This window comes from Denitratisoma sp. agr-D3 (assembly GCF_054658675.1).
Genome location: NZ_BAAGIA010000003.1, coordinates 72,775 through 95,759, shown reverse-complemented (window position 1 = coordinate 95,759; position 22,985 = coordinate 72,775). Strand labels below are relative to the sequence as shown.

The following is a 22,985-nucleotide window of genomic DNA, read 5'->3' as shown; positions in this document are numbered from 1 at the left end:
AAGACATAAGATGTGATGTGGACGCATTGGCCTTTTTATGCTCCAATGCGCGCCATGGTCCAGGAGTCCCCAACCTTTAGCCCGTTGTACCGCCAGATCAAGAGCCTGATTATGCAGGGTCTTGAGAGCGGTGAGTGGCGTCCTGGCGAAGCGATTCCCAGCGAGTCGGATTTGGCGGTGCGCTTCAATGTCAGCCAAGGCACCGTGCGTAAGGCCATTGACGAGATGGCGGCGGAGAATCTGGTGGTTCGCCGTCAGGGCAAGGGCACCTATGTCGCCACCCACAACGACCCCAGGGCTTTTTTCCGCTTTCTGCGCCTCGTTCCTCTTTCCGGCGAGGTTGAGCCGTCTCACTCCATGCCGCTCGAGTGCTGGCGCGCCAAGGCGGGGCCCGAGGCGGCCCGTGCCCTGCAAATCAATATTGGCGAACCCATCATCATCGTCCGCCGTCTGCTCCAGTTCTCCGGCAAGCCGGTGGTGGTGGATGAAATCTATCTGTCGGGCGAAGTGTTTACCGGGCTTAGTCTCGATGTACTCAAGGATTACCAGGGTTCGCTGTACAGTCTTTTTGAAAGTCGTTTCGGCGTGCGGATGATCCGTGCCGAGGAACGGATTCGCGCCGTCGCCGCCGATCGGGTCAGCGCGGACCTGCTCGGCGTGGCCGAGGGGGCGCCGTTGCTGTCGGTGGAACGGATCAGTTTCACCTACGGCGACAAGCCGGTGGAGTGGCGGCGGGGGCTCTATTGCACCGCCGAGCATTGTTATCTGAACGAATTGAATTAATTTGTAGTAATCAGGTTTGTGGGTACCTGAACCACCCAGGTTCAGGAGGATTCGCAGCAGGGCCCCGCAAGGGGCGATTCAAAAACTGGGAGATTGATCGACATGCCAGAACTGACCAAACAGCGCCCGAAGTACTTGGCGATTCACGAAATCCGGTTGCCGGTGCCGGGCTTCGTTTCCATTCTGCACCGGGTAAGCGGTGCCGGCCTGTTCCTGGCCTTGCCCTTCCTGCTCTGTCTGTTGCAGTTGTCCCTGGGCTCCGCAGCGGATTTCGCCACCTTCAAGGTCATTACCGGCCATCCCCTCGCCAAGCTGGTGCTGTTCGGTCTGTGCTGGGCCTATCTGCACCACTTCTGCGCCGGCATCCGTTTCCTATTGCTGGACCTGCATGTCGGTATTGAAAAAGAGCAAGCCCGTGCTTCCGCCAAGGGCGTGCTGGTTGTGAGTCTGGGCCTGACCGTGGTCGTCGCCCTCAAGTTCCTGGGAGTGTTCTGATGAAGGCCCGCATCGTCGTAGGTGCCCATTACGGGTTGAAAGACTGGATCGCCCAGCGCGTGACCGCCGTGGTCATGGCGTTGTACACGCTGATCCTTGGCATTGCCATTCTCGCCGGTGGCGCGGACAACCAGGAAAGCTGGCGCGCCCTGATGGGGAATGGTTTCTTCCGCTTTGTTACCCCTTTGTTCGTGCTGTCCCTGATTTACCACGCCTGGATCGGCGTGCGTGACATCTGGATGGACTACGTCAAATGCACCGCCGTCCGTCTGACGCTGCATGTGGTGACGATTCTGGTTCTGGTCGGCTATGCCGTCTGGGCTGTGCAGATTATCTGGAGGCTGTAACAGTGAGCTATACCGTTCGCAAATTTGACGCGGTCATCGTCGGTGCCGGTGGCGCCGGCCTGCGTGCCGCCATCCAACTGTCCGAAGCCGGCTTCAAGACTGCCGTGCTGACCAAGGTTTTCCCCACCCGTTCCCACACCGTGGCTGCCCAGGGTGGTGTCGCCGCCTCCCTCGGCAACTCCGAGGAAGATCATTGGCACTGGCACATGTACGACACCGTCAAGGGCTCCGACTGGCTCGGCGACCAGGACGCGATCGAGTTCATGGTGCGCAAGGCCAATGAATGCGTGGTGGAATTGGAACACTACGGCATGCCCTTCGACCGGCTGGACAACGGCAAGATCTATCAGCGCCCCTTCGGCGGCCACATGTCCAACTTCGGCGAAAAGCCCGTGCGTCGTTCCTGTGCCGCGGCCGACCGTACCGGTCACGCCATGTTGCACGCCATGTACCAGCGCAACGTCAAGGTCAATACCCAGTTCTTCGTCGAATGGCAGGCCCTTGACCTGGTCCGTGACGCCGAAGGCGATGTGCAGGGCGTGACCGCCATGGACATGGAAACCGGCGAAGTCGTCGTGTTCCACGCCAAGGCCACCATCTTCGCCACCGGCGGTGCCGGTCGCATCTTCCATTCCTCCACCAACGCCTTCATCAACACCGGTGACGGCCTGGGCATGGCGGCCCGTGCCGGCATTCCCCTGGAAGACATGGAATTCTGGCAGTTCCACCCCACCGGCGTGGCCGGTGCCGGCGTGCTGATCACTGAAGGTGTTCGTGGCGAAGGCGGCATCCTGCGCAACGCCTCCGGCGAGCGCTTCATGGAGCGTTACGCGCCCAACGCCAAGGACTTGGCTTCCCGTGACGTGGTGTCCCGCGCCATGGTGACCGAAATCAACGAAGGCCGTGGCTGCGGTCCCAACAAGGACTACGTGCTGCTGGACATCACCCACCTGGACCCCGAAACCATCATGAAGCGCCTGCCCGGCATTCGTGAAATCGGTATCCAGTTCGCCGGCGTGGATGCCATCAAGGAACCTCTGCCCGTGGTGCCCACTTGCCACTACCAGATGGGCGGCATTCCCACCAACTACCTCGGTCAAGTGGTGATCCCCGGCAACGGCAACGCCAACAACGTGGTCAACGGCTTCTACGCCGCTGGCGAATGTGCCTGTGCCTCGGTGCACGGCGCCAACCGCCTGGGCACCAACTCCCTGCTGGATCTGCTGGTGTTCGGCAAGTCCGCTGGCGAGACCGCCGTCGAGGACCTGAAGAAGGCCGGCAGCCACAAGCCTCTGGCCACCGAGTCCGTGGAAAAGACCCTGGCCCGCCTGGATCGCCTGAACAACCAGAAGGACGGTGCCAACGTGTACGAAACCCGTCTGGCCATGCAGCGCACCATGCAGAAACATGCCGGCGTGTTCCGTTTCAACGACCTGCTCAAGGAAGGCGTCACCAAGATCATGGAAGTGGCCGATGCCGTGGCCAAGACCGAGATCAAGGACAAGTCCAAGGTGTGGAACACCGCCCGCCAAGAAGCCCTGGAACTGGACAACCTGATCGAAGTGGCCAAGGCCACCATGGTCTCTGCCGAGGCCCGCAAGGAGTCCCGTGGTGCCCACGTCCGCGACGACGCGGTGGATACCCCCGAGACTCCCGATGGCCGCGATGACAAGAACTGGCTGAAGCACACCATCTGGCACCGCGAAGGCAACCGCCTCGAATACAAGCCCGTGCAGATGAAGCCTCTGACCGTGGACACCATCGCCCTCAAGAAGCGCGCTTACTAAAAGGACACATGTAATGACGACCGTCCATTTCAAGATCTACCGCTACGATCCTGATAAAGATGCCAAGCCCTACTATCAGGAAATCTCCATCGAGACCGACTCCACGGACAAGAAGCTGCTGGATGCCCTGGTCAAGCTGAAGGCCAAGGACGACACCCTGTCCTTCCGCCGTTCCTGCCGTGAAGGCGTCTGCGGTTCCGACGCCATGAACATCAACGGCAAGAACGGTCTGGCCTGTCTGACCGACCTGGCTTCGCTGCCCCAGCCCATCGTGCTCAATCCGCTGCCCGGCCTGCCCGTGATCCGCGATCTGATCGTGGACATGACCCAGTTCTTCAAGCAGTACCACTCGATCAAGCCCTACCTGATCAACAACGATCCTCCTCCCGAGCGCGAGCGCCTGCAATCGCCCGAGGATCGCGAAGAGCTGAACGGCCTCTACGAGTGCATCCTGTGCGCCTGCTGCTCCACCTCCTGCCCGTCCTTCTGGTGGAATCCCGACAAGTTCGTCGGTCCCGCCGGTCTGCTCGCCGCCTATCGCTTCATCGCCGACACCCGCGATCAAGCCACCAGCGAGCGTCTGGATAACCTGGAGGATCCGTACCGGCTGTTCCGTTGTCACACCATCATGAACTGTGTCGATGTCTGCCCCAAGGGTCTGAACCCCACCAAGGCCATCGGCAAGATCAAGGACATGATGGTCCGCCGGGCCGTCTGATTGGAGCCTTTCATGGACGAAGCAAAGCGCGCCCGCATCGGTCGGCTCAAATGGCACTGCCGGCGTGCTTTGCTGGAACTGGACATCGTGTTCACCCGATTCTGGGAACTGAACGGCGATGATCTGGACGAAAAAACCGAGGCGGCCCTGACACGGCTGCTGGCGCTGGAAGACCACGATGTATGGGATCTGGTGAACGGTCGTGCTCGTATCGACGACCCGGAGTTGACCGCATTGGCCGAGATGCTGCGCACGCGCTGCATACCCGAGCCAGTGAAGCATTGAAGAACCGAACGTTTGAACGACTTAACAGGGGACAACCATGACGCAACGCAATGCCACCTTGACCGTTGACGGCAAGACCGTCGAATTTCCCGTGATGACCGGCACCCACGGTAACGATGTGATCGACATTCGTACCCTGGGCGGCAAGACCGGCCTGTTCACCTACGATTCCGGTTTCCTTTCCACCGCCAGCTGCCAGTCCAAGGTGACCTTCATCGACGGCGACAAGGGTGAACTGCTGTATCGCGGCTACCCCATCGAACAACTGGCCGACAAGTGCAACTTCCTCGAAGTGACCTACCTGCTGAAGAACGGCGAGCTGCCCAACGCCAAGCAGAAGAGCGACTTCGAAACCACCATCAAGAAGCACACCATGGTGCACGAGCAACTGGTGAAGTTCTACCAGGGCTTCCGCCGCGATGCCCACCCCATGGCCGTCATGGTCGGTGTGGTCGGTGCCCTGTCCGCCTTCTACCACGACGCGATGGACATGTCCGACAAGGAACATCGCAGCATCAGCTTCAACCGTCTGGTCGCCAAGCTGCCCACCATCGTCGCCATGGCCTACAAGTACAACACCGGCCAGCCCTTCATGTATCCCCGCAACGACCTGGACTACACCGCCAACTTCATGTCCATGATGTTCGGTACTCCCTGCGAGGAATACAAGCCCAACCCCGTGCTGGTGCGCGCCCTCGACGTGATCTTCACCCTGCACGCCGACCACGAGCAAAACGCTTCCACCTCCACCGTGCGTCTGGCCGGCTCCTCCGGTGCCAACCCCTTCGCCTGTATCGCTGCCGGCATCGCCTGCCTGTGGGGTCCCGCCCACGGTGGCGCCAATGAGGCCTGCCTGGAAATGCTGGAAGAAATCGGCGACGTGTCCCGCGTCGGCGAGTACATCAAGCGCGCCAAGGACAAGAACGACAGCTTCAAGCTGATGGGCTTCGGTCACCGCGTGTACAAGAACTTCGACCCCCGCGCCAAGCTGATGGGCAAGGTCTGCGCCGACGTGCTGGGCGAACTGGGCCTGGAAAACGACCGCCTGTTCAAGCTGGCCAAGGAACTGGAGAAGATCGCCCTGGAAGACGACTACTTCATCGAGAAGAAGCTCTACCCCAACGTGGACTTCTACTCCGGCATCGTGCAGAAGGCCCTGGGCATCCCCACGTCCATGTTCACCTGCATCTTCGCCCTGGCCCGTACCGTGGGCTGGATGACCCAGTGGGAAGAAATGCTGACCGATCCCGAATACAAGATCGGCCGTCCCCGCCAGCTGTACATCGGCGCCGCCCGCCGCGACGTTCCGTCCATCGACAAGCGTTGATCCGCAACACGGGGGCGGTAGCACGGAGGACGCCCCCGTTTCCATAACACTCACCGCAGAGGGTGAAAACCATGATGAAGCAGATGCTCTCGAACTCGTATCTCTTCGGTACCAATACCCCGTACATCGAAGAGCTCTACGAAGCGTACTTGGCCAACCCGGCCTCGGTTGAGCCCCAGTGGCGCGACTACTTTGACAAACTGTCCACCCTGCCCGGTGCCGGCAGTTACGTCGGTCCCGACGTGGCCCACGGTCCGGTGATCGCCTCCTTTGCCGAACGGGCCAAGGATGGCACCCTGCACACGCCGCCCAAGTCGGTGGTGGCCGACGAGAAACAGGCCAAGGTGACCCAGCTCATCAACGCCTATCGTTTCCTCGGCAACCGCTGGGCGCAGTTGGATCCCCTCAAGCGCATGGAACGTCCCAGCGTGCCCGAACTGGAGCCGTCCTACTACGGCTTCACCGAGGCCGACCTGGGCCAATCCTTTGCCACGGACTCCTTTGCCGTCGCCGTGGGTGCCGAACACGCCACCCTGCGTGAAATTCTTGAAGCCGCCCGCCAAACCTATTGCGGCAGCGTCGGCGCCGAGTACATGTACATCAGCGACACCAAGAAGAAGCTCTGGGTGCAATCGCGCCTGGAAGCCGGTCGCGCCTCTCCCAAGTACTCCGCCGAGGAAAAGAAGCGCTTCCTCGAGCGTTTGACGGCTGCTGAAACCCTTGAGCGCTACCTGCACACCAAGTACGTGGGCCAGAAGCGCTTCTCCCTGGAAGGCGGCGAATCCACTATCGTCGCCATGGACGAACTGGTGCGCGTGGGCGGTGGCCTGGGCGTGCAGGAAATCGTCATCGGCATGGCCCACCGTGGTCGCCTCAACGTGCTGGTGAACACCCTGGGCAAGTCGCCCTCCATGCTGTTCTCCGAGTTCGAAGGCAAGAAGGCCGAAGAGCTGACTGCCGGCGACGTGAAGTACCACATGGGCTTCTCCTCCAACGTCTCCACCCCGGGCGGCCCCGTTCACTTGAACCTGGCTTTCAACCCCTCCCACCTGGAAATCGTCAATCCCGTGGTGGAAGGCTCCGTGTATGCCCGTCAGCGTCGTCGCAACGACACGACCGGCGCCCAGGTGTTGCCGGTGCTGATCCACGGCGACTCCGCCGTGATCGGCCAGGGTGTGAACCAGGAAATGCTGAATTTCTCCCAGACCCGGGGTTACGGTACCGGCGGTACGGTGCACATCGTGGTGAACAACCAGATCGGTTTCACCACCTCCGACATGCGGGATTACCGCTCCACCCTGTATTGCACCGACATCTTCAAGATGATCGAAGTGCCGATCTTCCACGTGAATGGCGACGATCCCGACGCCGTGGCCTTCGTCACCAAGCTTGCCATGGAATTCCGTCAGGAGTTCAAGGAAGACGTGGTGATCGACCTGGTCTGCTTCCGCAAGCTCGGCCACAACGAGCAGGACGAACCCATGGTGACCCAGCCCCTGATGTACAAGAAGGTGCAGGCTCACCCCGGCACCCGCAAGGTGTATAGCGACAAGCTGGTGGCCCAGGGCGTGATCAACGCGGAAGATCCCGACCAGATGATCAAGGACTACCGTGCCGCGCTGGACAAGGGCGAACTGCTCTACAACCCGGTGCTGGCCAACCACGTGCGCCCCTTTGCCACCGACTGGACGCCTTTTGCCGGCCAGAAGTACACCGACAAGTGCGACACCACCGTGCCCGTGGCCGACCTGAAGAAGCTGGCCAAGGCTGTGACGGTGGTGCCCGAGGGCTTCAGCCTGCACTCCCGCGTCGCCAACATCATCGAGGCCCGCAAGCAGATGGGCGAGGGCAAGCTGCCCCTGGATTGGGGCATGGGCGAAACCCTGGCCTACGCCACCCTGGTGATGCAAGGCTACGGCGTGCGCGTGTCCGGCGAGGACTGCGGTCGCGGCACCTTCTTCCATCGCCATGCCGCCCTGCACGACCAGAACCGGGAAAGCTGGGATGAAGGCACTTACGTGCCCCTGCAACACATCGATCCCAAGCAGGCACCCTTCACCGTGATCGACTCGGTGTTGTCCGAAGAAGCCGTCATGGCCTTCGAATACGGCTACTCCACGGCAGAGCCCAACCAACTGACGATCTGGGAAGGCCAGTTCGGCGACTTCGCCAACGGCGCCCAAGTGGTGATCGACCAGTTCATCTCCTCCGGCGAAGCCAAGTGGGGCCGCCTTTCCGGCCTGACCCTGATGCTGCCCCACGGCTACGAAGGCCAGGGCCCTGAGCACTCCTCCGCCCGCATCGAGCGCTACATGCAGTTGTGCGCCGAGCAGAACTGGCAAGTGACGGTGCCCACCACGCCGGCCCAGATCTTCCACCTGCTGCGTCGCCAGATGCTGCGCAAGCTGCGCAAGCCCCTGGTCATTATCACGCCCAAGTCCCTGCTGCGTCACAAGGATGCCGTTTCCTCCCTGGACGACCTGTCCAAGGGCAGCTTCCAGACCGTGATCGGCGAGACCGAGAAGCTGGATCCCAAGAAGGTGACCCGCGTCGTGCTCTGCTCCGGCAAGATCTACTACGAGCTGGTGGCCCACCGCCGTGAGCACAAGATCGAGAACACCGCCATCCTTCGCATGGAACAGCTCTATCCCTTCCCGCAGGAAGCGCTGGAAGCCGAGATGAAGAAGTTCCCCAAGGTCAAGGAAGTGGTCTGGTGCCAGGAAGAACCCCGCAACCAGGGCATGTGGTACTACTTCGTGTCCCGCCAGTTCCTGGTCAATGCCGTGGGCAACGACCAAGAGTTGTTCCTGGTGGCGCGTCCCGCTTCCGCATCCCCGGCCGTCGGCTATTACACCAAGCACAACGCTCAACAAAAAGCGGTTGTTGAAGGCGCGTTCGGCGTCCTCAAAGTGCGCGCTTAATCAGAGGAGAGTCTTACATGCTGCTCGAAGTTAAAGTTCCCCAGTTGTCCGAATCCGTGGCCGAGGCCACCCTGGTCAGCTGGCACAAAAAGGAAGGCGAAGCCGTCGCCCGTGACGAAAACCTGATCGACATCGAAACCGACAAGGTCGTGCTCGAACTGCCGGCACCCGGTGCCGGTGTGATCGTCAAGATCATCAAGGGTAACGGCGAGTCCGTGGTGTCCGGTGAGGTGATCGCACAGATCGACACCGAAGCCGCTGCTGGCGCCGCAGCCCCTGCCGCCGAAGCGCCCAAGGCCGCCGCTGCCGCACCGGCTGCCGCCGCACCCGCTGCCAAGGCTGCCCCCGAAGCCATGCCTGCCGCGCGCAAGATCATGGAAGAAAAAGGCCTCAGCGCCGGCGATGTGACCGGTACCGGTCGCGGTGGTCGCGTCCTCAAGGAAGACGTGCTGGGTACCGGCGCGGCCAAGGCTGCCGCTCCCGCTGCTGCTGCTCCGGCCCCCGCCGTTGCCGCCCGTCCCGCCCTGGCCCAGCCCAGCGTGGTCAACGCCGACAACATCCAGGCCGGTCGTACCGAGCAGCGCGTACCCATGAGCCGCCTGCGTGCCCGGGTTGCCGAGCGTCTGCTGCAATCCCAGGCCACCAACGCCATCCTGACCACCTTCAACGAGGTGAACATGGCGCCGGTGATGGACCTGCGCAACAAGTACAAGGACAAGTTCGAGAAGGAACACGGCGTCAAGCTGGGTTTCATGTCCTTCTTCGTCAAGGCCGCCGTGGCTGCCCTGAAGAAGTATCCCGTGCTGAACGCCTCGGTTGACGGCAACGACATCGTCTATCACGGCTACTTCGACATCGGTATCGCCGTGGGCTCCCCCCGCGGTCTGGTGGTGCCCATCCTGCGCGACGCCGACCAGATGACCCTGGCCCAGATTGAGAAGAAGATCGCCGAGTTCGGCGCCAAGGCCAAGGACGGCAAGCTTTCCATCGAGGAAATGACCGGCGGTACCTTCTCCATTTCCAACGGTGGTGTGTTCGGCTCCATGCTGTCCACCCCCATCATCAACCCGCCCCAGTCCGCGATCCTCGGCATCCACGCCACCAAGGACCGCGCCGTGGTCGAGAACGGTCAAGTGGTGGTGCGTCCCATCAACTACCTGGCCATGTCCTACGACCACCGCATCATCGACGGCCGCGAAGCCGTGCTGGGCCTGGTGGCCATGAAGGACGCCCTGGAAGATCCCGCCCGCTTGCTGCTGGAACTGTGATTGGAACGGGACTAGCGGCTAGGGACTAGAGGCTGGGATTGGATTTGTGCGCCTTACTTGTTATCGGGCGCATCGAATTTCTCCCAGCCTCTAGGTCCTGAGCCCTGGCCCCTTAAAAAAGGGAAAACAAATGAGCAAACAATTCGATGTGGTGGTGATCGGCGCCGGTCCCGGCGGTTACGTGGCGGCCATCCGTGCGGCACAGCTGGGCTTTTCCACCGCTTGCGTGGAAGCCGAGTCCTACGCCGACCCCAAGGGTGAAGTGCGTCTGGGCGGTACTTGCCTGAACGTGGGCTGTATTCCTTCCAAGGCACTGCTGCGCTCTTCCGAACTGCTGGAGGAAGCTAATCACGGCTTCGTCATGCACGGCATTTCCGTGGAAAACGTCAAGATGGACGTGGGCACCATGGTCCGCCGCAAGGACAACATCGTGACCCAGTTGACCAGTGGCATCAAGGGCCTGTTCAAGAAGAACAAGGTCACCCTGCTGTCCGGTCACGGCAAGTTCGCCGGTCGCGATGACGACGTTTGGCTGCTGGATGTGGCCGGTGAGACCGTCAAGGCCAAGAATGTGATCGTGGCCACCGGCTCCAAACCCCGCCACCTGCCCGGCATCGAAGTGGACAACAAGATCGTCTGCGACAACGTGGGTGCCTTGTCCTTCGATTCCGTGCCCAAGCGCCTCGGCGTGATCGGCGCCGGTGTGATTGGCCTGGAACTGGGTTCGGTGTGGAAACGCCTGGGCTCCGAAGTGACCATCCTCGAAGCCGTGCCCGACTTCCTCGCCGCCGCTGACGCGGCCGTGGCCAAGGAAGCCTGGAAGGTGTTCACCCAGAAGCAGGGCCTGGACATCAATCTGGGAGTGAAGATCGGTAAGGTGACCGTGGGCAAGAAGGGCGTCACCGTCGAATACGAGACCGCCGAAGAGTCCAAGAAGCTGGAATGCGATCGTCTGATCGTTTCCGTGGGCCGCATTCCCAACACCGACAACCTCGGTGCCGAGAACGTGGGCCTCAAGATCGACGATCGTGGTCGCATCGAGGTGAACGACTACTGCGAAACCAACCTGCCCAACGTCTGGGCCGTGGGTGACGTGGTGCGCGGTCCCATGCTGGCCCACAAGGGCATGGAAGAAGGCGTCATGGTGGCCGAGCGCTTGGCCGGCCAGGCCGGTCACGTCAATTACGACGCGATTCCCTCTGTCATGTACACCCATCCGGAAATCGCCTGGGTGGGCAAGACCGAGCAGCAGCTCAAGAACGAGGGCATCGAATACCGTAGCGGCCAGATTCCCTTCCTGGCCAACGGCCGCGCCCTGGGTCAAGGCGATACCACCGGTTTCGTCAAGATGCTGGCCTGCGCCAAGACCGACCGTGTGCTCGGCGTGCACGTGATCGGCGCTTCCGCCTCCGAGCTGATTTCCGAGGCCGTGGTGGCCATGGAGTTCGGCGCGTCGTCGGAAGACATCGCCCGCATCTGCCACGCCCACCCGACCTTGTCGGAAGCGATGCACGAAGCCGCCTTGGCGGTGGATAAGCGTCCGCTGCATTTCTGACGCGGACGGTTGTCGATGATGAGGAGTGCGGGGCAACCCCACTCCTCATTTGCTTTTCTGGTGTCCCATGCGTGAAACCCTAAAAAAAATCTGCAAAGACCGGGGCATTACCCCCGACCCCGCCCAACAGGCGGCCGCCGACCGGCTGCAAGTGCTCTACGAGGAATTGCTGGAGTTCCGCCAGGCCCGTAGCAACGCCTTGAAGAAGCTGATTTCCCGTGCCACACCGCCTCGCGGCGTGTATTTCTGGGGCGGGGTCGGTCGTGGCAAAAGCTTCATCATGGATGCGTTTTACGAGTCCGTGCCCTATCGCCGCAAGCGGCGGGTGCATTTCCACGCCTTCATGCACGAAGTGCACGAGTCCCTTAAGCGGCACAAGAACGAAAACGATCCCCTGATGCAAGTCGCCGCCGAGATCGCCAAGACGACCCGGCTGCTGTGTTTCGACGAATTCCATGTGTCCGACATTGCCGACGCCATGATCCTGGGGCGGCTTTTTTCCAGCCTGTTCGAACGGGGCGTGGTGGTGGTGACTACCTCCAATTACCCGCCGGACAACCTTTACCCCAATGGTTTGCAGCGCCATTTGTTCCTGCCCACCATCGATCTGTTGAAGAAAAACCTGGATGTGCTGGAGGTGGATACCGGCGTTGACTACCGCCTGCGCACCCTGGAACGGATCGAAACCTTCCTGGTACCGGCGGACGCCGCTGCCTACAACAAGATGAAGGGGGACTTCCTCAAGATCGCGGGTTCGGAGGGCAAGGGCGGCACCTTGCGCATCCAGGATCGGGATATCCAGGTGGTGCGCCATGCGCCAGGGGTGGTCTGGTTCGACTTTGCCGCCCTGTGCGGCGGAGCCCGTTCCCAGAACGATTATCTGGAGCTGGCCCAGGAAAACCACACCCTGTTGCTCTCCAACATGCCCAAACTGAGCAAGGACCAGGCGTCTGAGGCCCGCCGCTTTACTTGGTTGATCGACGTGCTGTACGACTACCGGGTGAAGCTCATCATCAGCGCCGAGGTGGAGGCCGATGCCCTGTACACCCAGGGGCCCCAGGCTGAGGAATTCAAGCGGACGGTGAGCCGATTGACGGAGATGCGTAGCCGCGAGTACCTGGCCGAGGCCCATCGCTGCGAGGCCAATGGAGGGGATGGGGCGGGGGAAGGTTGACCAAGCGCAAACCCCTGCGGGTTTTGTTTTGTGACTTTTAGGCAGCCGGTGCAAAATGCGGACTGATCCCTGTCTTGTAAAACGAGGAGAGTAAGGTTCCATGGAAAAGAAAACCGCCAAGAAAACCGTTTCCACCGCTACGCCTCAACGGACGCGCTTGTCGGCAGCGTCCATTCCCAAGCCCGTTGCCGTGGTCAAGGCCCGCACCGCGCAAAAATCGGCGGCGCCCAAGCCATCCCGGCCGCGCCGGGTGTCGGCTGGCGATGTGAGTCCGGCCAGTTCCCCCGTCGGAGTCGAACGCTTTGTGGTGAACCAAGCCGTGGCGGCAGCGCAGAATTCCAAGGTGGTTGCCATCAACGATATCGTCAAGGCCGCCGGCAAGGACGGGGTGGAGGCCGTTGCCAAAACTCTGGAATCCATCATCGCCGGTGCCTCTTCCGACGATATCGCCATGTTGCGGGACACCCTGTTCAAGCGCGGGGAGGAAAAGTTGCCGGTCAGTGCCGACGAGGAGTTGGCGGAGGGTTGGCGTAACGGCGGTTATCCCTACAAGAACCTGATGTCCCGCAAGAACTACGAGAAGCAAAAATACCGGCTTCAAGTGGAGTTGCTCAAGCTGCAAGCCTGGGTCAAGGAAACGGGACAGAAGGTGGTGATCGTTTTCGAAGGCCGAGATGCGGCGGGGAAGGGCGGTGCGATCAAACGCTTCATGGAGCACCTGAATCCCCGGGGTGCCCGGGTGGTTGCCTTGGAAAAACCCTCCGAGGTCGAACGTGGGCAATGGTATTTCCAGCGCTATATCCAGAATTTGCCCACGGCGGGTGAAATCGTCCTGTTCGACCGTTCCTGGTACAACCGGGCCGGGGTCGAGCGGGTCATGGGCTTTTGCTCACCCGAGGAATACACCGAATTCATGCGCCAGACCCCGGAGTTTGAGCGGACCCTGGTGCGCAGCGGCATTCATCTGATCAAGTTCTGGTTCTCGGTGAGCCGGGAAGAGCAGCGGCGCCGTTTCAGGGAACGCAAGTCCCACCCGCTCAAGCAATGGAAGCTTTCCCCCATCGACCTCGCCTCCCTGGACAAGTGGGAGGACTACACCAAGGCGAAAGAGGCCATGTTCTTCCATACCGACACGGCGGATGCACCCTGGACGGTGGTGAAGTCGGACTGCAAGAAGCGCGCGCGACTGAATGCCATGCGCTATGTGCTCTACAAGCTGCCCTACGCCAACAAAAACGTCGAGCAGATCGGCCATTTGGACCCCCTCCTGGTGGGGCGCGCCAACGTGGTCTACGAGAAGGGCGAAAAGGAGGGCGAAGCCATCCTTTGAGGGTGTTTCTCCCTCAACGAAAAGGCCCGCAGGAATGCGGGCCTTTTTCATGGTGAAGCAGCAGTAGCTGGGGGCTGGCGCTTAGTGGGTTTCACCCTTGGGCGGGATGGGCAGGGGCAGGATGGGAATGCCTTCTTCCAGAAGCTCCAAGGTTTCCTTGTGGGTTGCATTGCCGCGGATGCTGCGTGGCTCGGCTTCGCCGTAATGGATTTTCCTGGCTTCTTCCGGGAACTTGTCGGCGACGTTTTCGCTGTTGGCGGCGACCTGGGCGACTGCCTGCATGACGGCAGCCAGCACCTGGCTGGCCTGGGGCGCTTCAGCGGTCTGGGCCGGCGCTTCGGTGTTTTTGCCGATGCGGGGATTGGAGGGCAGGCGGCTGATGCTCGTGGACGAACAAACGGCACAAGACACCAGGCCTTGTTGGCATTGGCTTTCAAAGGCCGCGGAGGAGGGGAACCAACCCTCGAATTGATGGCCTTCGGCGCAGTGGAGATTGAGAACGATCATGGGGCGAATGTTACCGTGAATCCGTCCCGTGATCCTCCGCCTGCCATGGCAGGTCTTGCCGGCGGCGTCAGCGGGCGGGTTTTAAGGCCTTGAGGCGGGTGAGAAAGGCAGGCATGGCTGGCCATTCGATGGCGTCCAGCATGTTCTTCACCGCCAAGCCGAGCTCGGTATCTCCTTCAATCGACAGTTCGCGGCGGAAAAACAGGGTATCGGGATCTTCCTGTCTTGCCAACAACTTGAGGAAGGCGGTCAGGTTGGCGCGAAGGATGAGGTCGGGACTGTCGGTTGGCGCGAAAATCGGCAGGAAGCGGCCCCTGCGGTAAGCAAAATGAGCACTGCTGCCGGTATCCAGGACTTCCACGAGGAAACTGCGATTTTCCAGCAACGCCAAACTATCCCGCGCCAATAGTTTCATTTTCGCTGCCGCATTGAGGCCTGTTGTCAGTCCCAGGGCGTGGGGCCATTGTGGCAAGGCACGACCGATGGACGCCACCATGGCGGGGAGCCGAACATCGGGAATGGTCAAGGATCGGGTCATGGTGCGACTCCTCGGGTAGCCGTGGTGGTGTTCGTCGGATGGGCAATACCGGCAGCACCGAGCCAGTAGCCGTTGACCAGGCCCACCGGGTTCCATGCGCTGTCCGCGACAATGGTTGTATTGCCACGCCTTGCCGCGTCGAAGGCGGACAGAATGGCCTCTGTGTGCTGGGGCTGGGGACTGACGCGGATGATGTCGATGCCCAGCCCGCGCAGCTCTTCCATGTGCGGCAACAAGTTGTAGCTCTGGGCCGACATGGTCTGAATGCCGTTGATGGTGAGAAAGGGTTGACCTTCTCGCGTGTTGAGGAGCATGCCTTCGGGGTGGTCGAGGCACTTGAACTGGCAGTCGTCCTTGTTCAGTCCGTAGTGGCGGGCGGTAAAGCAGCGCGCGGAAAAGGCCAGAGGAAGTTTGCCGAACACGAATACCTCGGTTTCAACCCCCGCCGGGCGACCCCGGTGCAGGATTTCCACCAGCGTCCGATCACCCTCCAGGGGCGGAATCCAGCGGCGCATGCCCAGGCGTGCGAAGGTGGCCAGGGTTTCCTCGTTATAGATGTTGAGATGGGGGCCGGCGACGAAGGGGCGTCCCTGACATAGGTTGATCGCCCCCAGATCGTTGGCCTCAATCATGCAGTCCGCTGCGTCAAGCAGGCGGCGCAAGGCTTTCAGGTCGCTTTCCGAGTCCATCAGGGTTTGTGCGGCGATGACCACTTCCTTGCCGCTCTCCGCCAGATCCCGTGCAAGACCGATCCAGTCGCCGTGGCGAAGTTGCTGCCGTCGCGAGCAGACCGTTTCGCCGAGATAGACGATATCCACGGCCAGGTTTTCCGCGATCAGCGCGTAGAACTCGAAAACCTCCTGCTTGGGCCAGAAGTATGGGAGCGGGGCCAAGGCCAGTTTCACGTCTGCAATCCTCCAGATGGTTCGTGCAAGGGGAATGTGCGCCAGATGATGGTGGGCGTTTATCGCCAGGGCCGGTTGTAGGCCCCCAGTGTGGCCTGATTGCCCTCGGACACTTTGGCCAGCTCGCTTTGCCAGTGGGACTTGACCTGGTAGCGCTGGCCGGCGTCAGCCAGGGTGTCCAAGGCGGCACGCAAGGTCCTGGTGACCTGAGCCACGTAGGTTGGACTGCGCTGGCGCCCCTCGACCTTGATCGCGGCGACGCCACTGCTGGCGATCTGCGGCAGGATCTCCAGGGTGTTGAGGCTGGTGGGCTCCTCAAGGGCGTAGTAGGTCTCCCCGGCAACCTCGAACCGCCCCTTGCAGAGGGTTGGGTAGCCGGCCGCTTCGTCGTCGTCGAACTGGTCGATGAGAATGCCGTTGAGCCGGGTGCTCATTCGTCCCGGTGATTTTTCCCACTTGACGTGTTTGGCCGGGGAGCAGGCGCCGACGGTATTGGGCGATTCGCCGGTGGCGTAGGAGGAAAGCCAGCAGCGGCCCTCGTTCATCACGCAGAGGCTGCCGAAGCCGAATACCTCGATTTCCACGGCGGTGTTCTGGATCACATGGGCCACTTGGGCCAGGGTTAATACCCGGGGCAACACTGCGCGACGCACGCCGAACGCCTGTTGGGCGAAATTCACCGCCTCATAGTTGGTCGCCGATCCCTGCACGGATAAATGCAAACGCAAATCGGGATGACGTCGGCTGGCATAGTCGAGCAAACCCACATCGGCCAGGATCACCGCGTCGACGCCCAGGTCGGCGGCCCCATCCACGGCGCGCTGCCAGTCCGCAGCACGGCCTGCTTGAGCAAAGGTGTTGATCGCCATCAGTACCTTGCGGCCACGACTCCGGGCGTAGTGCAGGCCGTCTTGCAGGGACTTGGCGTCAAAGTTCAGCCCGGCGAAATTGCGGGCGTTGGTGTCGTTCTTGTAGCCCAGATAAACCGCGTCAGCGCCATTGTCCACCGCCGCCTTCAGGGCCGGCAGACTGCCGGCGGGGCAAACGAGTTCGGGAATTTGCTGGCGCGACATGGTGGCGCTCACTCGGAAATACGAAGGCTGCGAGTATTCGATAGCGGTCAGGCGATGTCATTGATGCCCATCAACTTTTGCCTGTCGTGAGTAGGCGAGGTGGACGGCAGAAAGAGGAGGGGCGGCGCGAGCCGTCACGCCATAACGCGAGATGGACGTTGTTGGCTGGGGGGGGAAAGCAAAAGGGCCTAACCTTGCGGCTAGGCCCTTCAAATTTTGGCTCCCCGACCTGGGCTCGAACCAGGGACCTACGGATTAACAGTCCGGCGCTCTACCGACTGAGCTATCGGGGAATCGAGAGGCGCGCATTATAGCTGCACCTCTACGGTGGTGCAAGCGTTTCCGCGTTCTTTTTACTTACTTGAGAACGGCGGCAATGGCATCGGCCACGTAGTCGATGTTCTTGCTGTTCAGGGCAGCTACGCAAATGCGACCGGTGCCGACGGCGTAGATGCCGAACTCGGTCTTCAGACGCTCCACTTGTTCGGCGGAAAGGCCGGTGTAGGAGAACATACCCCGTTGCTTGTTGATGAAGCTCATGTCGCGGGCGACACCACGGGCTTGCAGCTTTTCCACCAGGGCGTTGCGCATCTGCTTGATGCGAACGCGCATGCCGGCCAGTTCGTCTTCCCACTGCTGGCGCAGCTCGGGGCTGGACAGCACGGTGGCGACGATGGCGCCGCCGTGGGTGGGCGGGTTGGAGTAGTTGGTGCGGACCACGCGCTTCACCTGGGACATGACGCGACCAGCTTCCTCGGCGCTGGCGGTCACGATGGACAAGGCGCCTACACGCTCGCCGTAGAGGGAGAAGGACTTGGAGAAGGAGCTGGAAACGAAGTATTGCAGGCCGGAGGCGGCGAACAGCTTGAGGGCCACGGCGTCGGCGTCGATGCCTTCGGCAAAGCCCTGGTAGGCCATGTCGATGAAAGCGATCAGGTTCTTGGCCTTGATCAGTTCAACCACTTCCTTCCACTGGGCTTCGGAGAGGTCGGCGCCGGTGGGGTTGTGGCAACAGGCGTGCAACACCAGGATGGTGTCGGCGGCGGCGGCGGACAGGCTGGCCTTCATGCCTTCGAAGTTAACGCCCTGGGTGGCAGCGTCGTAGTAGGCGTAGGTGCCCACTTCAAAACCGGCGGATTCGAACAGGGCGCGGTGGTTTTCCCAGCTGGGGTCGCTGATCAGTACCTTGGCGCTGGGCTTGAGGCGCTTGAGGAAGTCGGCGCCGATCTTGAGGGCACCGGTACCGCCCAGGGCTTCCACGGTGATGACGCGCTTTTCGGTGACCAGGGGGCTGCTGGCACCGAACACCAGGTTTTGCACGGCCTGGTTGTAGCTGACGGGGCCTTCGATGGGCTGGTAGCCGCGGGCAGGCATGGCTTCCAGGCGGGCTTTTTCGGCGGCCTTGACGGCGGTCAGCAGGGGGAGTTTGCCATTGTCATCGTAGTAGACGCCGACGCCGAGGTTCACCTTGGTGCTGCGGGTGTCGGCGTTAAAGGCTTCGTTCAGGCCCAGGATGGGGTCGCGGGGGGCCAGTTCTACGGATGCGAAAAGCGAGGAAGTCATCAGGTGCTCCAGAAAGCGTGTGATTGGCGATGAGGAACAGCAGTGGGATAGGGGCTGCTGCGATGAAAAGGGCCGTAATCATACCGCGATTAATCCCCTGATTTGTCGGCTTTTTAGTTGGGGTTTCAAGTAGCGGCGGGTGCTTGTCGCTGTGTTTGCCGTTGAGGAGTTGGGGGCATTTCCGGTATCATGCGGCTTTCCCGCTGCATCAAATTCCATGACCAAATTTGTATTCGTCACGGGCGGTGTCGTGTCCAGTCTGGGCAAAGGCATTGCTGCCGCATCGTTGGGTGCGATTCTTGAATCCCGCGGACTCAAGGTCACCCACCTCAAGTTAGATCCCTATATCAACGTCGATCCGGGCACCATGAGCCCCTTCCAGCACGGCGAAGTGTTCGTGACGGAAGATGGCGCCGAGACCGACCTGGACTTGGGCCATTACGAGCGCTTCACCAGCGCCAAGATGTCCAAGGCCAACAACTTCACCACCGGCCAGGTTTACGAGTCCGTCATCAAGAAGGAACGCCGCGGCGAATACCTCGGCAAGACGGTGCAGGTGATTCCTCACATCACCGACGAGATCAAGCTCAACATCAAGCGTGGCGCCGGCGATGCCGACGTGGCCATCGTCGAGGTGGGCGGCACCGTGGGCGACATCGAGTCCCTGCCGTTCCTGGAGGCCATCCGCCAGATGGGCATCGAGGAGGGCAAGGACAACGCCTGTTACATCCACCTGACCCTGTTGCCCTACATTCCTACTGCCGGCGAGCTGAAAACAAAGCCGACCCAGCACTCCGTCAAGGAACTGCGGGAAATCGGCATCCAGCCCGACGTGCTGTTGTGTCGCGCCGACCGGGAAGTGCCGGAAGACGAAAAGCGCAAGATCGCGCTGTTCACCAACGTCCAGCCCGAAGCCGTGATCTCGGTGGTGGACGCCGACAGCATCTACAAGATTCCCGCCATGTTGCACGGCCAGATGCTGGACCAGATCGTCTGCCACAAGCTGGATATCCTGGCCAAGGCGGCCGACCTGTCCATCTGGAACAAACTGGTGGATGCCCTCGAGCATCCCGACCACACCGTGGACATCGCCTTCGTCGGCAAGTACGTGGATCTGACCGAGTCCTACAAGTCGCTGATCGAGGCCCTCAACCACGCCGGCCTGCATACGCGTAGCAAGGTGGTCATTCACTACATCGACTCCGAGGAAATCGAGCAGAAGGGCGCCGAGTCCATCCTCAAGCACATGGACGCCATCCTGGTACCGGGGGGCTTCGGTCGTCGCGGCACCGAAGGCAAGATTGCCGCCATCCGTTACGCCCGGGAAAACAAGGTGCCCTATCTGGGTATCTGTCTGGGCATGCAGCTCGCCGTGGTGGAGTTCGCCCGCGACGTGGCCGGCATGGAAGGCGCCCATTCCACCGAGTTCGTCAAGGACACGCCCTTCCCCGTGATCGGTCTGATCACGGAATGGAAGGACCGTACCGGCAAGATCGAAAAGCGCGACGAGAACTCCGACCTGGGCGGCACCATGCGCCTGGGCGGCCAGGTCTGTCAGCTCAAGGACGGTAGCCTGGCGCGGCAAATCTACGGTGCGGCCGAGATCACCGAGCGTCACCGTCATCGTTATGAAGTGAACAACACCCTGTTGGCCCAGCTGGAAGAAAAGGGCCTCAAGGTAGCCGGGCGCGCACCCGTGACCGACCTTTGCGAAATGGTTGAGTTGCCCGATCACCCCTGGTTCGTGGGCTGTCAGTTCCACCCCGAGTTCACTAGCAATCCCCGCACCGGCCATCCCCTGTTCATCGCCTACGTGAAGGCGGCGCTGGTACAGCGGAGCAAGAAGGCGTGAAGCTTTGCGGCTTTGAAGTGGGGCTGGACAAGCCCTTCTTCCTGATTGCCGGGCCCTGCGTGATCGAGTCCAAGCAATTGGCCTTCGACACGGCAGGCCAGCTCAAGGAAATTTGCGATGAACTGGGCATCCCCTTCATCTACAAATCCTCCTACGACAAGGCCAACCGCAGTTCAGGCACCTCGCCCCGCGGCCCCGGCATGGATGCCGGACTGGCGATTTTGGCCGAGGTGAAAAAACAGATCGGCGTGCCGGTGCTGACCGATGTGCACACCGAACAGGAAGTGCCGGCGGTGGCAGCGGTCGTCGACGTGCTGCAAACCCCGGCCTTCCTTTGCCGCCAGACCGATTTCATCCATGCTTGCGCGGCTTCCGGCAAGCCGGTCAACATCAAGAAGGGCCAGTTTCTCGCCCCCGGTGACATGAAGCACGTGGTGGCCAAGGCCAAGGAAGCCAACGGTGGCGCAGACACCATCATGGTCTGCGAGCGCGGTGCTTCCTTCGGCTACAACAACCTGGTGTCCGACATGCGCAGTCTGTCCATCATGCGCGAAACCGCCTGCCCCGTGGTGTTCGACGCCACCCACTCGGTGCAGTTGCCGGGCGGGCAGGGCGCCAGTTCCGGCGGTCAGCGCGAGTTCGTGCCGGTGCTGTCCCGGGCTGCCGTGGCGGTCGGTATTGCCGGCCTGTTCATGGAAACCCATCCCGATCCGGCCAAGGCCTGGTCCGATGGCCCCAATGCCTGGCCCTTGGGTCAGATGAAGGACTTGCTGTCCACCTTGAAATCCATTGACGACCTGGTGAAGCAGCCGGGCATTCTCTAATTCCAACTTTCCATTCTGAGGTTTACTCATGAGCGCAATTGTTGACGTCATCGCCCGTGAAATTCTGGATTCGCGCGGCAATCCCACCGTTGAGGCCGATGTGCTGCTGGAATCCGGCGTCATGGGTCGTGCCGCCGTACCCTCCGGTGCTTCCACCGGTTCCCGCGAAGCCATCGAGCTGCGTGATGGCGATGCCGCCCGCTACCTGGGCAAGGGCGTGCTGCAAGCCGTGGAGAACGTGAACACCGAAATCTCCGAAGCCATCGTCGGCCTCGATGCCGAAGAGCAGGCCTTCATCGACAAGACCCTGCTCGACCTGGACGGCACCGAAAACAAGTCCCGTCTCGGCGCCAATGCCATGCTGGCCGTGTCCATGGCCGTGGCCAAGGCGGCTGCCGAAGAGGCCGGCCTGCCCCTGTACCGCTACTTCGGCGGTTCCGGTCCTATGACCATGCCCGTGCCGATGATGAACGTCATCAACGGCGGCGCCCACGCCAACAACAACCTGGACATCCAGGAGTTCATGATCATGCCCGTGGGTGCCAAGAGCTTCCGCGATGCCCTGCGCTGCGGCGCCGAAGTGTTCCACCACCTGAAGAAGCTGGTGGACAAGAAGGGTTATCCCACCACCGTTGGCGACGAAGGCGGCTTTGCCCCCAACGTGTCCGGCAACGACGAAGCCATCGAACTGATTCTCAAGGCCATCGAGACCGCCGGCTACACTGCTGGACAGGACGTGGTGCTGGCCCTGGACTGCGCCAGCTCCGAGTTCTACAAGGACGGCAAGTACGTGCTGGCTTCCGAGAAGCTGGAACTGTCCTCCGAAGGCTTCGCCGACTACCTGGCCACCCTGGCCGGCAAGTACCCCATCATCAGCATCGAGGACGGCATGGCCGAGGCCGACTGGAACGGTTGGAAGATCCTCACCGACAAGCTGGGCAAGAATGTGCAGATCGTCGGTGACGACCTGTTCGTGACCAATCCCAAGATCCTCAAGGAAGGCATCAGCAAGGGTATCGCCAATTCCATCCTGATCAAGATCAACCAGATCGGCACCCTGACCGAAACCTTTGCCGCCGTCGAGATGGCCAAGCGCGCCGGTTACACCAACGTGATTTCCCACCGTTCCGGCGAAACCGAGGACTCCACCATCGCCGATATCGCCGTGGGCCTCAACGCTGGCCAGATCAAGACCGGTTCCCTGTCCCGTTCCGACCGTATTTCCAAGTACAACCAACTGCTGCGTATCGAAGAGGATCTGGGCGACGCCGTCACCTACCCCGGCATCTCCACCTTCTACAACCTACGCAAGTAACTCATGCGTTGGCCCACCCTGGTGTTGGTCGCCATCATCGTTCTGCTCCAGTATCCCCTGTGGCTGGGCAAAGGCGGCTGGTACCGGGTGTGGGAGATGGACCAGCAACTCAAGGCTCAGCGTAGCGAAAACCAGAAGTTGGAACAGCGCAACGCTGGACTGGAGGCGGAAGTACGGGACTTGAAGTCCGGTTACGAGGCCATCGAGGAACGGGCCCGCTATGAGCTGGGGCTGATCAAGGACGGGGAGCTGTTCGTGCAGATTCCCCAGCGCCAGCCCTGAAAAACATTGCTTGCCTCTTGCCAAAAAAAATAGTTTCTCTATAATGCCGCTTCTCTTCAGCGCCCGTAGCTCATCTGGATAGAGTACTTGGCTACGAACCAAGGGGTAGGAGGTTCGAATCCTTCCGGGCGCGCCA

At 61.2% G+C, this 22,985-nt stretch carries 21 protein-coding genes and 2 tRNA genes; 17 read left to right on the top strand and 6 right to left on the bottom strand.

Annotation, left to right across the window (positions count from 1 at the left end):
- The first annotated feature begins 54 nt into the window (after nucleotides 1-54).
- The 12 genes from ACYQ2U_RS09005 to ppk2 all read left to right on the top strand — a co-directional run bounded on the left by ACYQ2U_RS09005 (nucleotide 55) and on the right by ppk2 (nucleotide 13,990).
- Entirely contained in the window at nucleotides 55-783 is a 729-nt protein-coding gene (locus ACYQ2U_RS09005; RefSeq protein WP_459950026.1) for a GntR family transcriptional regulator, read from the top strand.
- 102 nt (nucleotides 784-885) lie between these two features.
- Complete coding sequence (sdhC, locus tag ACYQ2U_RS09000) at nucleotides 886-1,278, top strand: succinate dehydrogenase, cytochrome b556 subunit (protein ID WP_459950025.1); 393 nt, start codon at nucleotides 886-888, stop codon at nucleotides 1,276-1,278.
- The gene (gene sdhD / locus ACYQ2U_RS08995) at nucleotides 1,278-1,625 is read left to right on the top strand and encodes a succinate dehydrogenase, hydrophobic membrane anchor protein (RefSeq protein ID WP_459950024.1); all 348 of its coding nucleotides are present in this window, start codon (nucleotides 1,278-1,280) and stop codon (nucleotides 1,623-1,625) included. Before sdhC ends, sdhD begins: the two co-directional genes overlap by 1 nt.
- 2 nt (nucleotides 1,626-1,627) lie before the next feature.
- On the top strand, nucleotides 1,628-3,412 hold the full coding sequence (sdhA, locus tag ACYQ2U_RS08990) for a succinate dehydrogenase flavoprotein subunit (protein ID WP_459950023.1): 1,785 nt from the start codon (nucleotides 1,628-1,630) through the stop codon (nucleotides 3,410-3,412).
- Nucleotides 3,413-3,425: 13 nt separating this feature from the next.
- A complete protein-coding gene (locus ACYQ2U_RS08985) occupies nucleotides 3,426-4,130 on the top strand; it encodes a succinate dehydrogenase iron-sulfur subunit (RefSeq protein ID WP_459950022.1) in 705 nt (234 codons plus the stop codon).
- Between the two features lie 12 nt (nucleotides 4,131-4,142).
- Complete coding sequence (locus ACYQ2U_RS08980) at nucleotides 4,143-4,415, top strand: FAD assembly factor SdhE (RefSeq protein ID WP_459950021.1); 273 nt, start codon at nucleotides 4,143-4,145, stop codon at nucleotides 4,413-4,415.
- A gap of 37 nt (nucleotides 4,416-4,452) precedes the next feature.
- A complete protein-coding gene (gltA, locus tag ACYQ2U_RS08975) occupies nucleotides 4,453-5,742 on the top strand; it encodes a citrate synthase (protein ID WP_459950020.1) in 1,290 nt (429 codons plus the stop codon).
- Nucleotides 5,743-5,816: 74 nt separating this feature from the next.
- On the top strand, nucleotides 5,817-8,663 hold the full coding sequence (locus ACYQ2U_RS08970; protein WP_459950560.1) for a 2-oxoglutarate dehydrogenase E1 component: 2,847 nt from the start codon (nucleotides 5,817-5,819) through the stop codon (nucleotides 8,661-8,663).
- A 17-nt stretch (nucleotides 8,664-8,680) separates the two neighbouring features.
- Nucleotides 8,681-9,931 (top strand): 2-oxoglutarate dehydrogenase complex dihydrolipoyllysine-residue succinyltransferase, encoded by a 1,251-nt coding sequence (odhB, locus tag ACYQ2U_RS08965; RefSeq protein WP_459950019.1) that lies wholly within the window; start codon nucleotides 8,681-8,683, stop codon nucleotides 9,929-9,931.
- Between the two features lie 130 nt (nucleotides 9,932-10,061).
- Entirely contained in the window at nucleotides 10,062-11,486 is a 1,425-nt protein-coding gene (gene lpdA / locus ACYQ2U_RS08960; RefSeq protein WP_459950018.1) for a dihydrolipoyl dehydrogenase, read from the top strand.
- A gap of 67 nt (nucleotides 11,487-11,553) precedes the next feature.
- Entirely contained in the window at nucleotides 11,554-12,660 is a 1,107-nt protein-coding gene (gene zapE, locus ACYQ2U_RS08955; protein WP_459950017.1) for a cell division protein ZapE, read from the top strand.
- Nucleotides 12,661-12,760: 100 nt separating this feature from the next.
- Nucleotides 12,761-13,990: a polyphosphate kinase 2 gene (gene ppk2 / locus ACYQ2U_RS08950; protein ID WP_459950016.1), complete on the top strand. Its 1,230-nt coding sequence runs from the start codon at nucleotides 12,761-12,763 to the stop codon at nucleotides 13,988-13,990.
- 81 nt (nucleotides 13,991-14,071) lie between these two features.
- Here the strand turns inward: ppk2 and ACYQ2U_RS08945 are convergent, their stop codons facing one another.
- From ACYQ2U_RS08945 to ACYQ2U_RS08920, 6 genes are all read right to left on the bottom strand, one after another.
- Nucleotides 14,072-14,497, bottom strand: coding sequence for a DUF1178 family protein (locus ACYQ2U_RS08945; protein WP_459950015.1), 426 nt, complete (start codon nucleotides 14,495-14,497; stop codon nucleotides 14,072-14,074).
- A gap of 67 nt (nucleotides 14,498-14,564) precedes the next feature.
- On the bottom strand, nucleotides 14,565-15,035 hold the full coding sequence (gene ubiT / locus ACYQ2U_RS08940; RefSeq protein ID WP_459950014.1) for a ubiquinone anaerobic biosynthesis accessory factor UbiT: 471 nt from the start codon (nucleotides 15,033-15,035) through the stop codon (nucleotides 14,565-14,567).
- Nucleotides 15,032-15,940: a U32 family peptidase gene (locus tag ACYQ2U_RS08935; RefSeq protein ID WP_459950013.1), complete on the bottom strand. Its 909-nt coding sequence runs from the start codon at nucleotides 15,938-15,940 to the stop codon at nucleotides 15,032-15,034. Before ACYQ2U_RS08935 ends, ubiT begins: the two co-directional genes overlap by 4 nt.
- 59 nt (nucleotides 15,941-15,999) lie before the next feature.
- Complete coding sequence (ubiU, locus tag ACYQ2U_RS08930; RefSeq protein WP_459950012.1) at nucleotides 16,000-17,013, bottom strand: ubiquinone anaerobic biosynthesis protein UbiU; 1,014 nt, start codon at nucleotides 17,011-17,013, stop codon at nucleotides 16,000-16,002.
- 217 nt (nucleotides 17,014-17,230) lie between these two features.
- Nucleotides 17,231-17,306: transfer RNA gene (locus ACYQ2U_RS08925), tRNA-Asn, on the bottom strand.
- 64 nt (nucleotides 17,307-17,370) lie between these two features.
- On the bottom strand, nucleotides 17,371-18,576 hold the full coding sequence (locus tag ACYQ2U_RS08920; protein ID WP_459950011.1) for an amino acid aminotransferase: 1,206 nt from the start codon (nucleotides 18,574-18,576) through the stop codon (nucleotides 17,371-17,373).
- Nucleotides 18,577-18,793: 217 nt separating this feature from the next.
- Between ACYQ2U_RS08920 and ACYQ2U_RS08915 the strand changes: the two genes are divergently transcribed.
- From ACYQ2U_RS08915 to ACYQ2U_RS08895, 5 genes are all read left to right on the top strand, one after another.
- On the top strand, nucleotides 18,794-20,428 hold the full coding sequence (locus ACYQ2U_RS08915; protein ID WP_459950010.1) for a CTP synthase: 1,635 nt from the start codon (nucleotides 18,794-18,796) through the stop codon (nucleotides 20,426-20,428).
- Nucleotides 20,425-21,252 carry a 3-deoxy-8-phosphooctulonate synthase gene (gene kdsA, locus ACYQ2U_RS08910; protein WP_459950009.1) on the top strand — a complete coding sequence of 276 codons (828 nt, stop codon included), beginning with the start codon at nucleotides 20,425-20,427 and terminating at the stop codon, nucleotides 21,250-21,252. The genes ACYQ2U_RS08915 and kdsA overlap by 4 nt, the downstream gene beginning before the upstream one ends.
- Nucleotides 21,253-21,280: 28 nt before the next feature.
- Nucleotides 21,281-22,567 (top strand): phosphopyruvate hydratase, encoded by a 1,287-nt coding sequence (gene eno / locus ACYQ2U_RS08905; protein ID WP_459950008.1) that lies wholly within the window; start codon nucleotides 21,281-21,283, stop codon nucleotides 22,565-22,567.
- Nucleotides 22,568-22,570: 3 nt separating this feature from the next.
- Complete coding sequence (ftsB, locus tag ACYQ2U_RS08900; RefSeq protein WP_459950007.1) at nucleotides 22,571-22,849, top strand: cell division protein FtsB; 279 nt, start codon at nucleotides 22,571-22,573, stop codon at nucleotides 22,847-22,849.
- A gap of 59 nt (nucleotides 22,850-22,908) precedes the next feature.
- Nucleotides 22,909-22,985, top strand: a tRNA-Arg gene (locus ACYQ2U_RS08895).

Bases quoted from the DNA above. Each gene is read 5' to 3' on its own strand.
- ACYQ2U_RS09005 (WP_459950026.1), top strand. From the start codon at position 55: ATGGTCCAGGAGTCCCCAACCTTTAGCCCGTTGTACCGCCAGATCAAG.
- sdhC (WP_459950025.1), top strand. From the start codon at position 886: ATGCCAGAACTGACCAAACAGCGCCCGAAGTACTTGGCGATTCACGAA.
- sdhD (WP_459950024.1), top strand. From the start codon at position 1,278: ATGAAGGCCCGCATCGTCGTAGGTGCCCATTACGGGTTGAAAGACTGG.
- ACYQ2U_RS08985 (WP_459950022.1), top strand. From the start codon at position 3,426: ATGACGACCGTCCATTTCAAGATCTACCGCTACGATCCTGATAAAGAT.
- ACYQ2U_RS08980 (WP_459950021.1), top strand. From the start codon at position 4,143: ATGGACGAAGCAAAGCGCGCCCGCATCGGTCGGCTCAAATGGCACTGC.
- gltA (WP_459950020.1), top strand. From the start codon at position 4,453: ATGACGCAACGCAATGCCACCTTGACCGTTGACGGCAAGACCGTCGAA.
- ACYQ2U_RS08970 (WP_459950560.1), top strand. From the start codon at position 5,817: ATGAAGCAGATGCTCTCGAACTCGTATCTCTTCGGTACCAATACCCCG.
- odhB (WP_459950019.1), top strand. From the start codon at position 8,681: ATGCTGCTCGAAGTTAAAGTTCCCCAGTTGTCCGAATCCGTGGCCGAG.
- lpdA (WP_459950018.1), top strand. From the start codon at position 10,062: ATGAGCAAACAATTCGATGTGGTGGTGATCGGCGCCGGTCCCGGCGGT.
- zapE (WP_459950017.1), top strand. From the start codon at position 11,554: ATGCGTGAAACCCTAAAAAAAATCTGCAAAGACCGGGGCATTACCCCC.
- ppk2 (WP_459950016.1), top strand. From the start codon at position 12,761: ATGGAAAAGAAAACCGCCAAGAAAACCGTTTCCACCGCTACGCCTCAA.
- ACYQ2U_RS08945 (WP_459950015.1), bottom strand. From the start codon at position 14,497: ATGATCGTTCTCAATCTCCACTGCGCCGAAGGCCATCAATTCGAGGGT.
- ubiT (WP_459950014.1), bottom strand. From the start codon at position 15,035: ATGACCCGATCCTTGACCATTCCCGATGTTCGGCTCCCCGCCATGGTG.
- ubiU (WP_459950012.1), bottom strand. From the start codon at position 17,013: ATGTCGCGCCAGCAAATTCCCGAACTCGTTTGCCCCGCCGGCAGTCTG.
- ACYQ2U_RS08920 (WP_459950011.1), bottom strand. From the start codon at position 18,576: ATGACTTCCTCGCTTTTCGCATCCGTAGAACTGGCCCCCCGCGACCCC.
- ACYQ2U_RS08915 (WP_459950010.1), top strand. From the start codon at position 18,794: ATGACCAAATTTGTATTCGTCACGGGCGGTGTCGTGTCCAGTCTGGGC.
- eno (WP_459950008.1), top strand. From the start codon at position 21,281: ATGAGCGCAATTGTTGACGTCATCGCCCGTGAAATTCTGGATTCGCGC.
- ftsB (WP_459950007.1), top strand. From the start codon at position 22,571: ATGCGTTGGCCCACCCTGGTGTTGGTCGCCATCATCGTTCTGCTCCAG.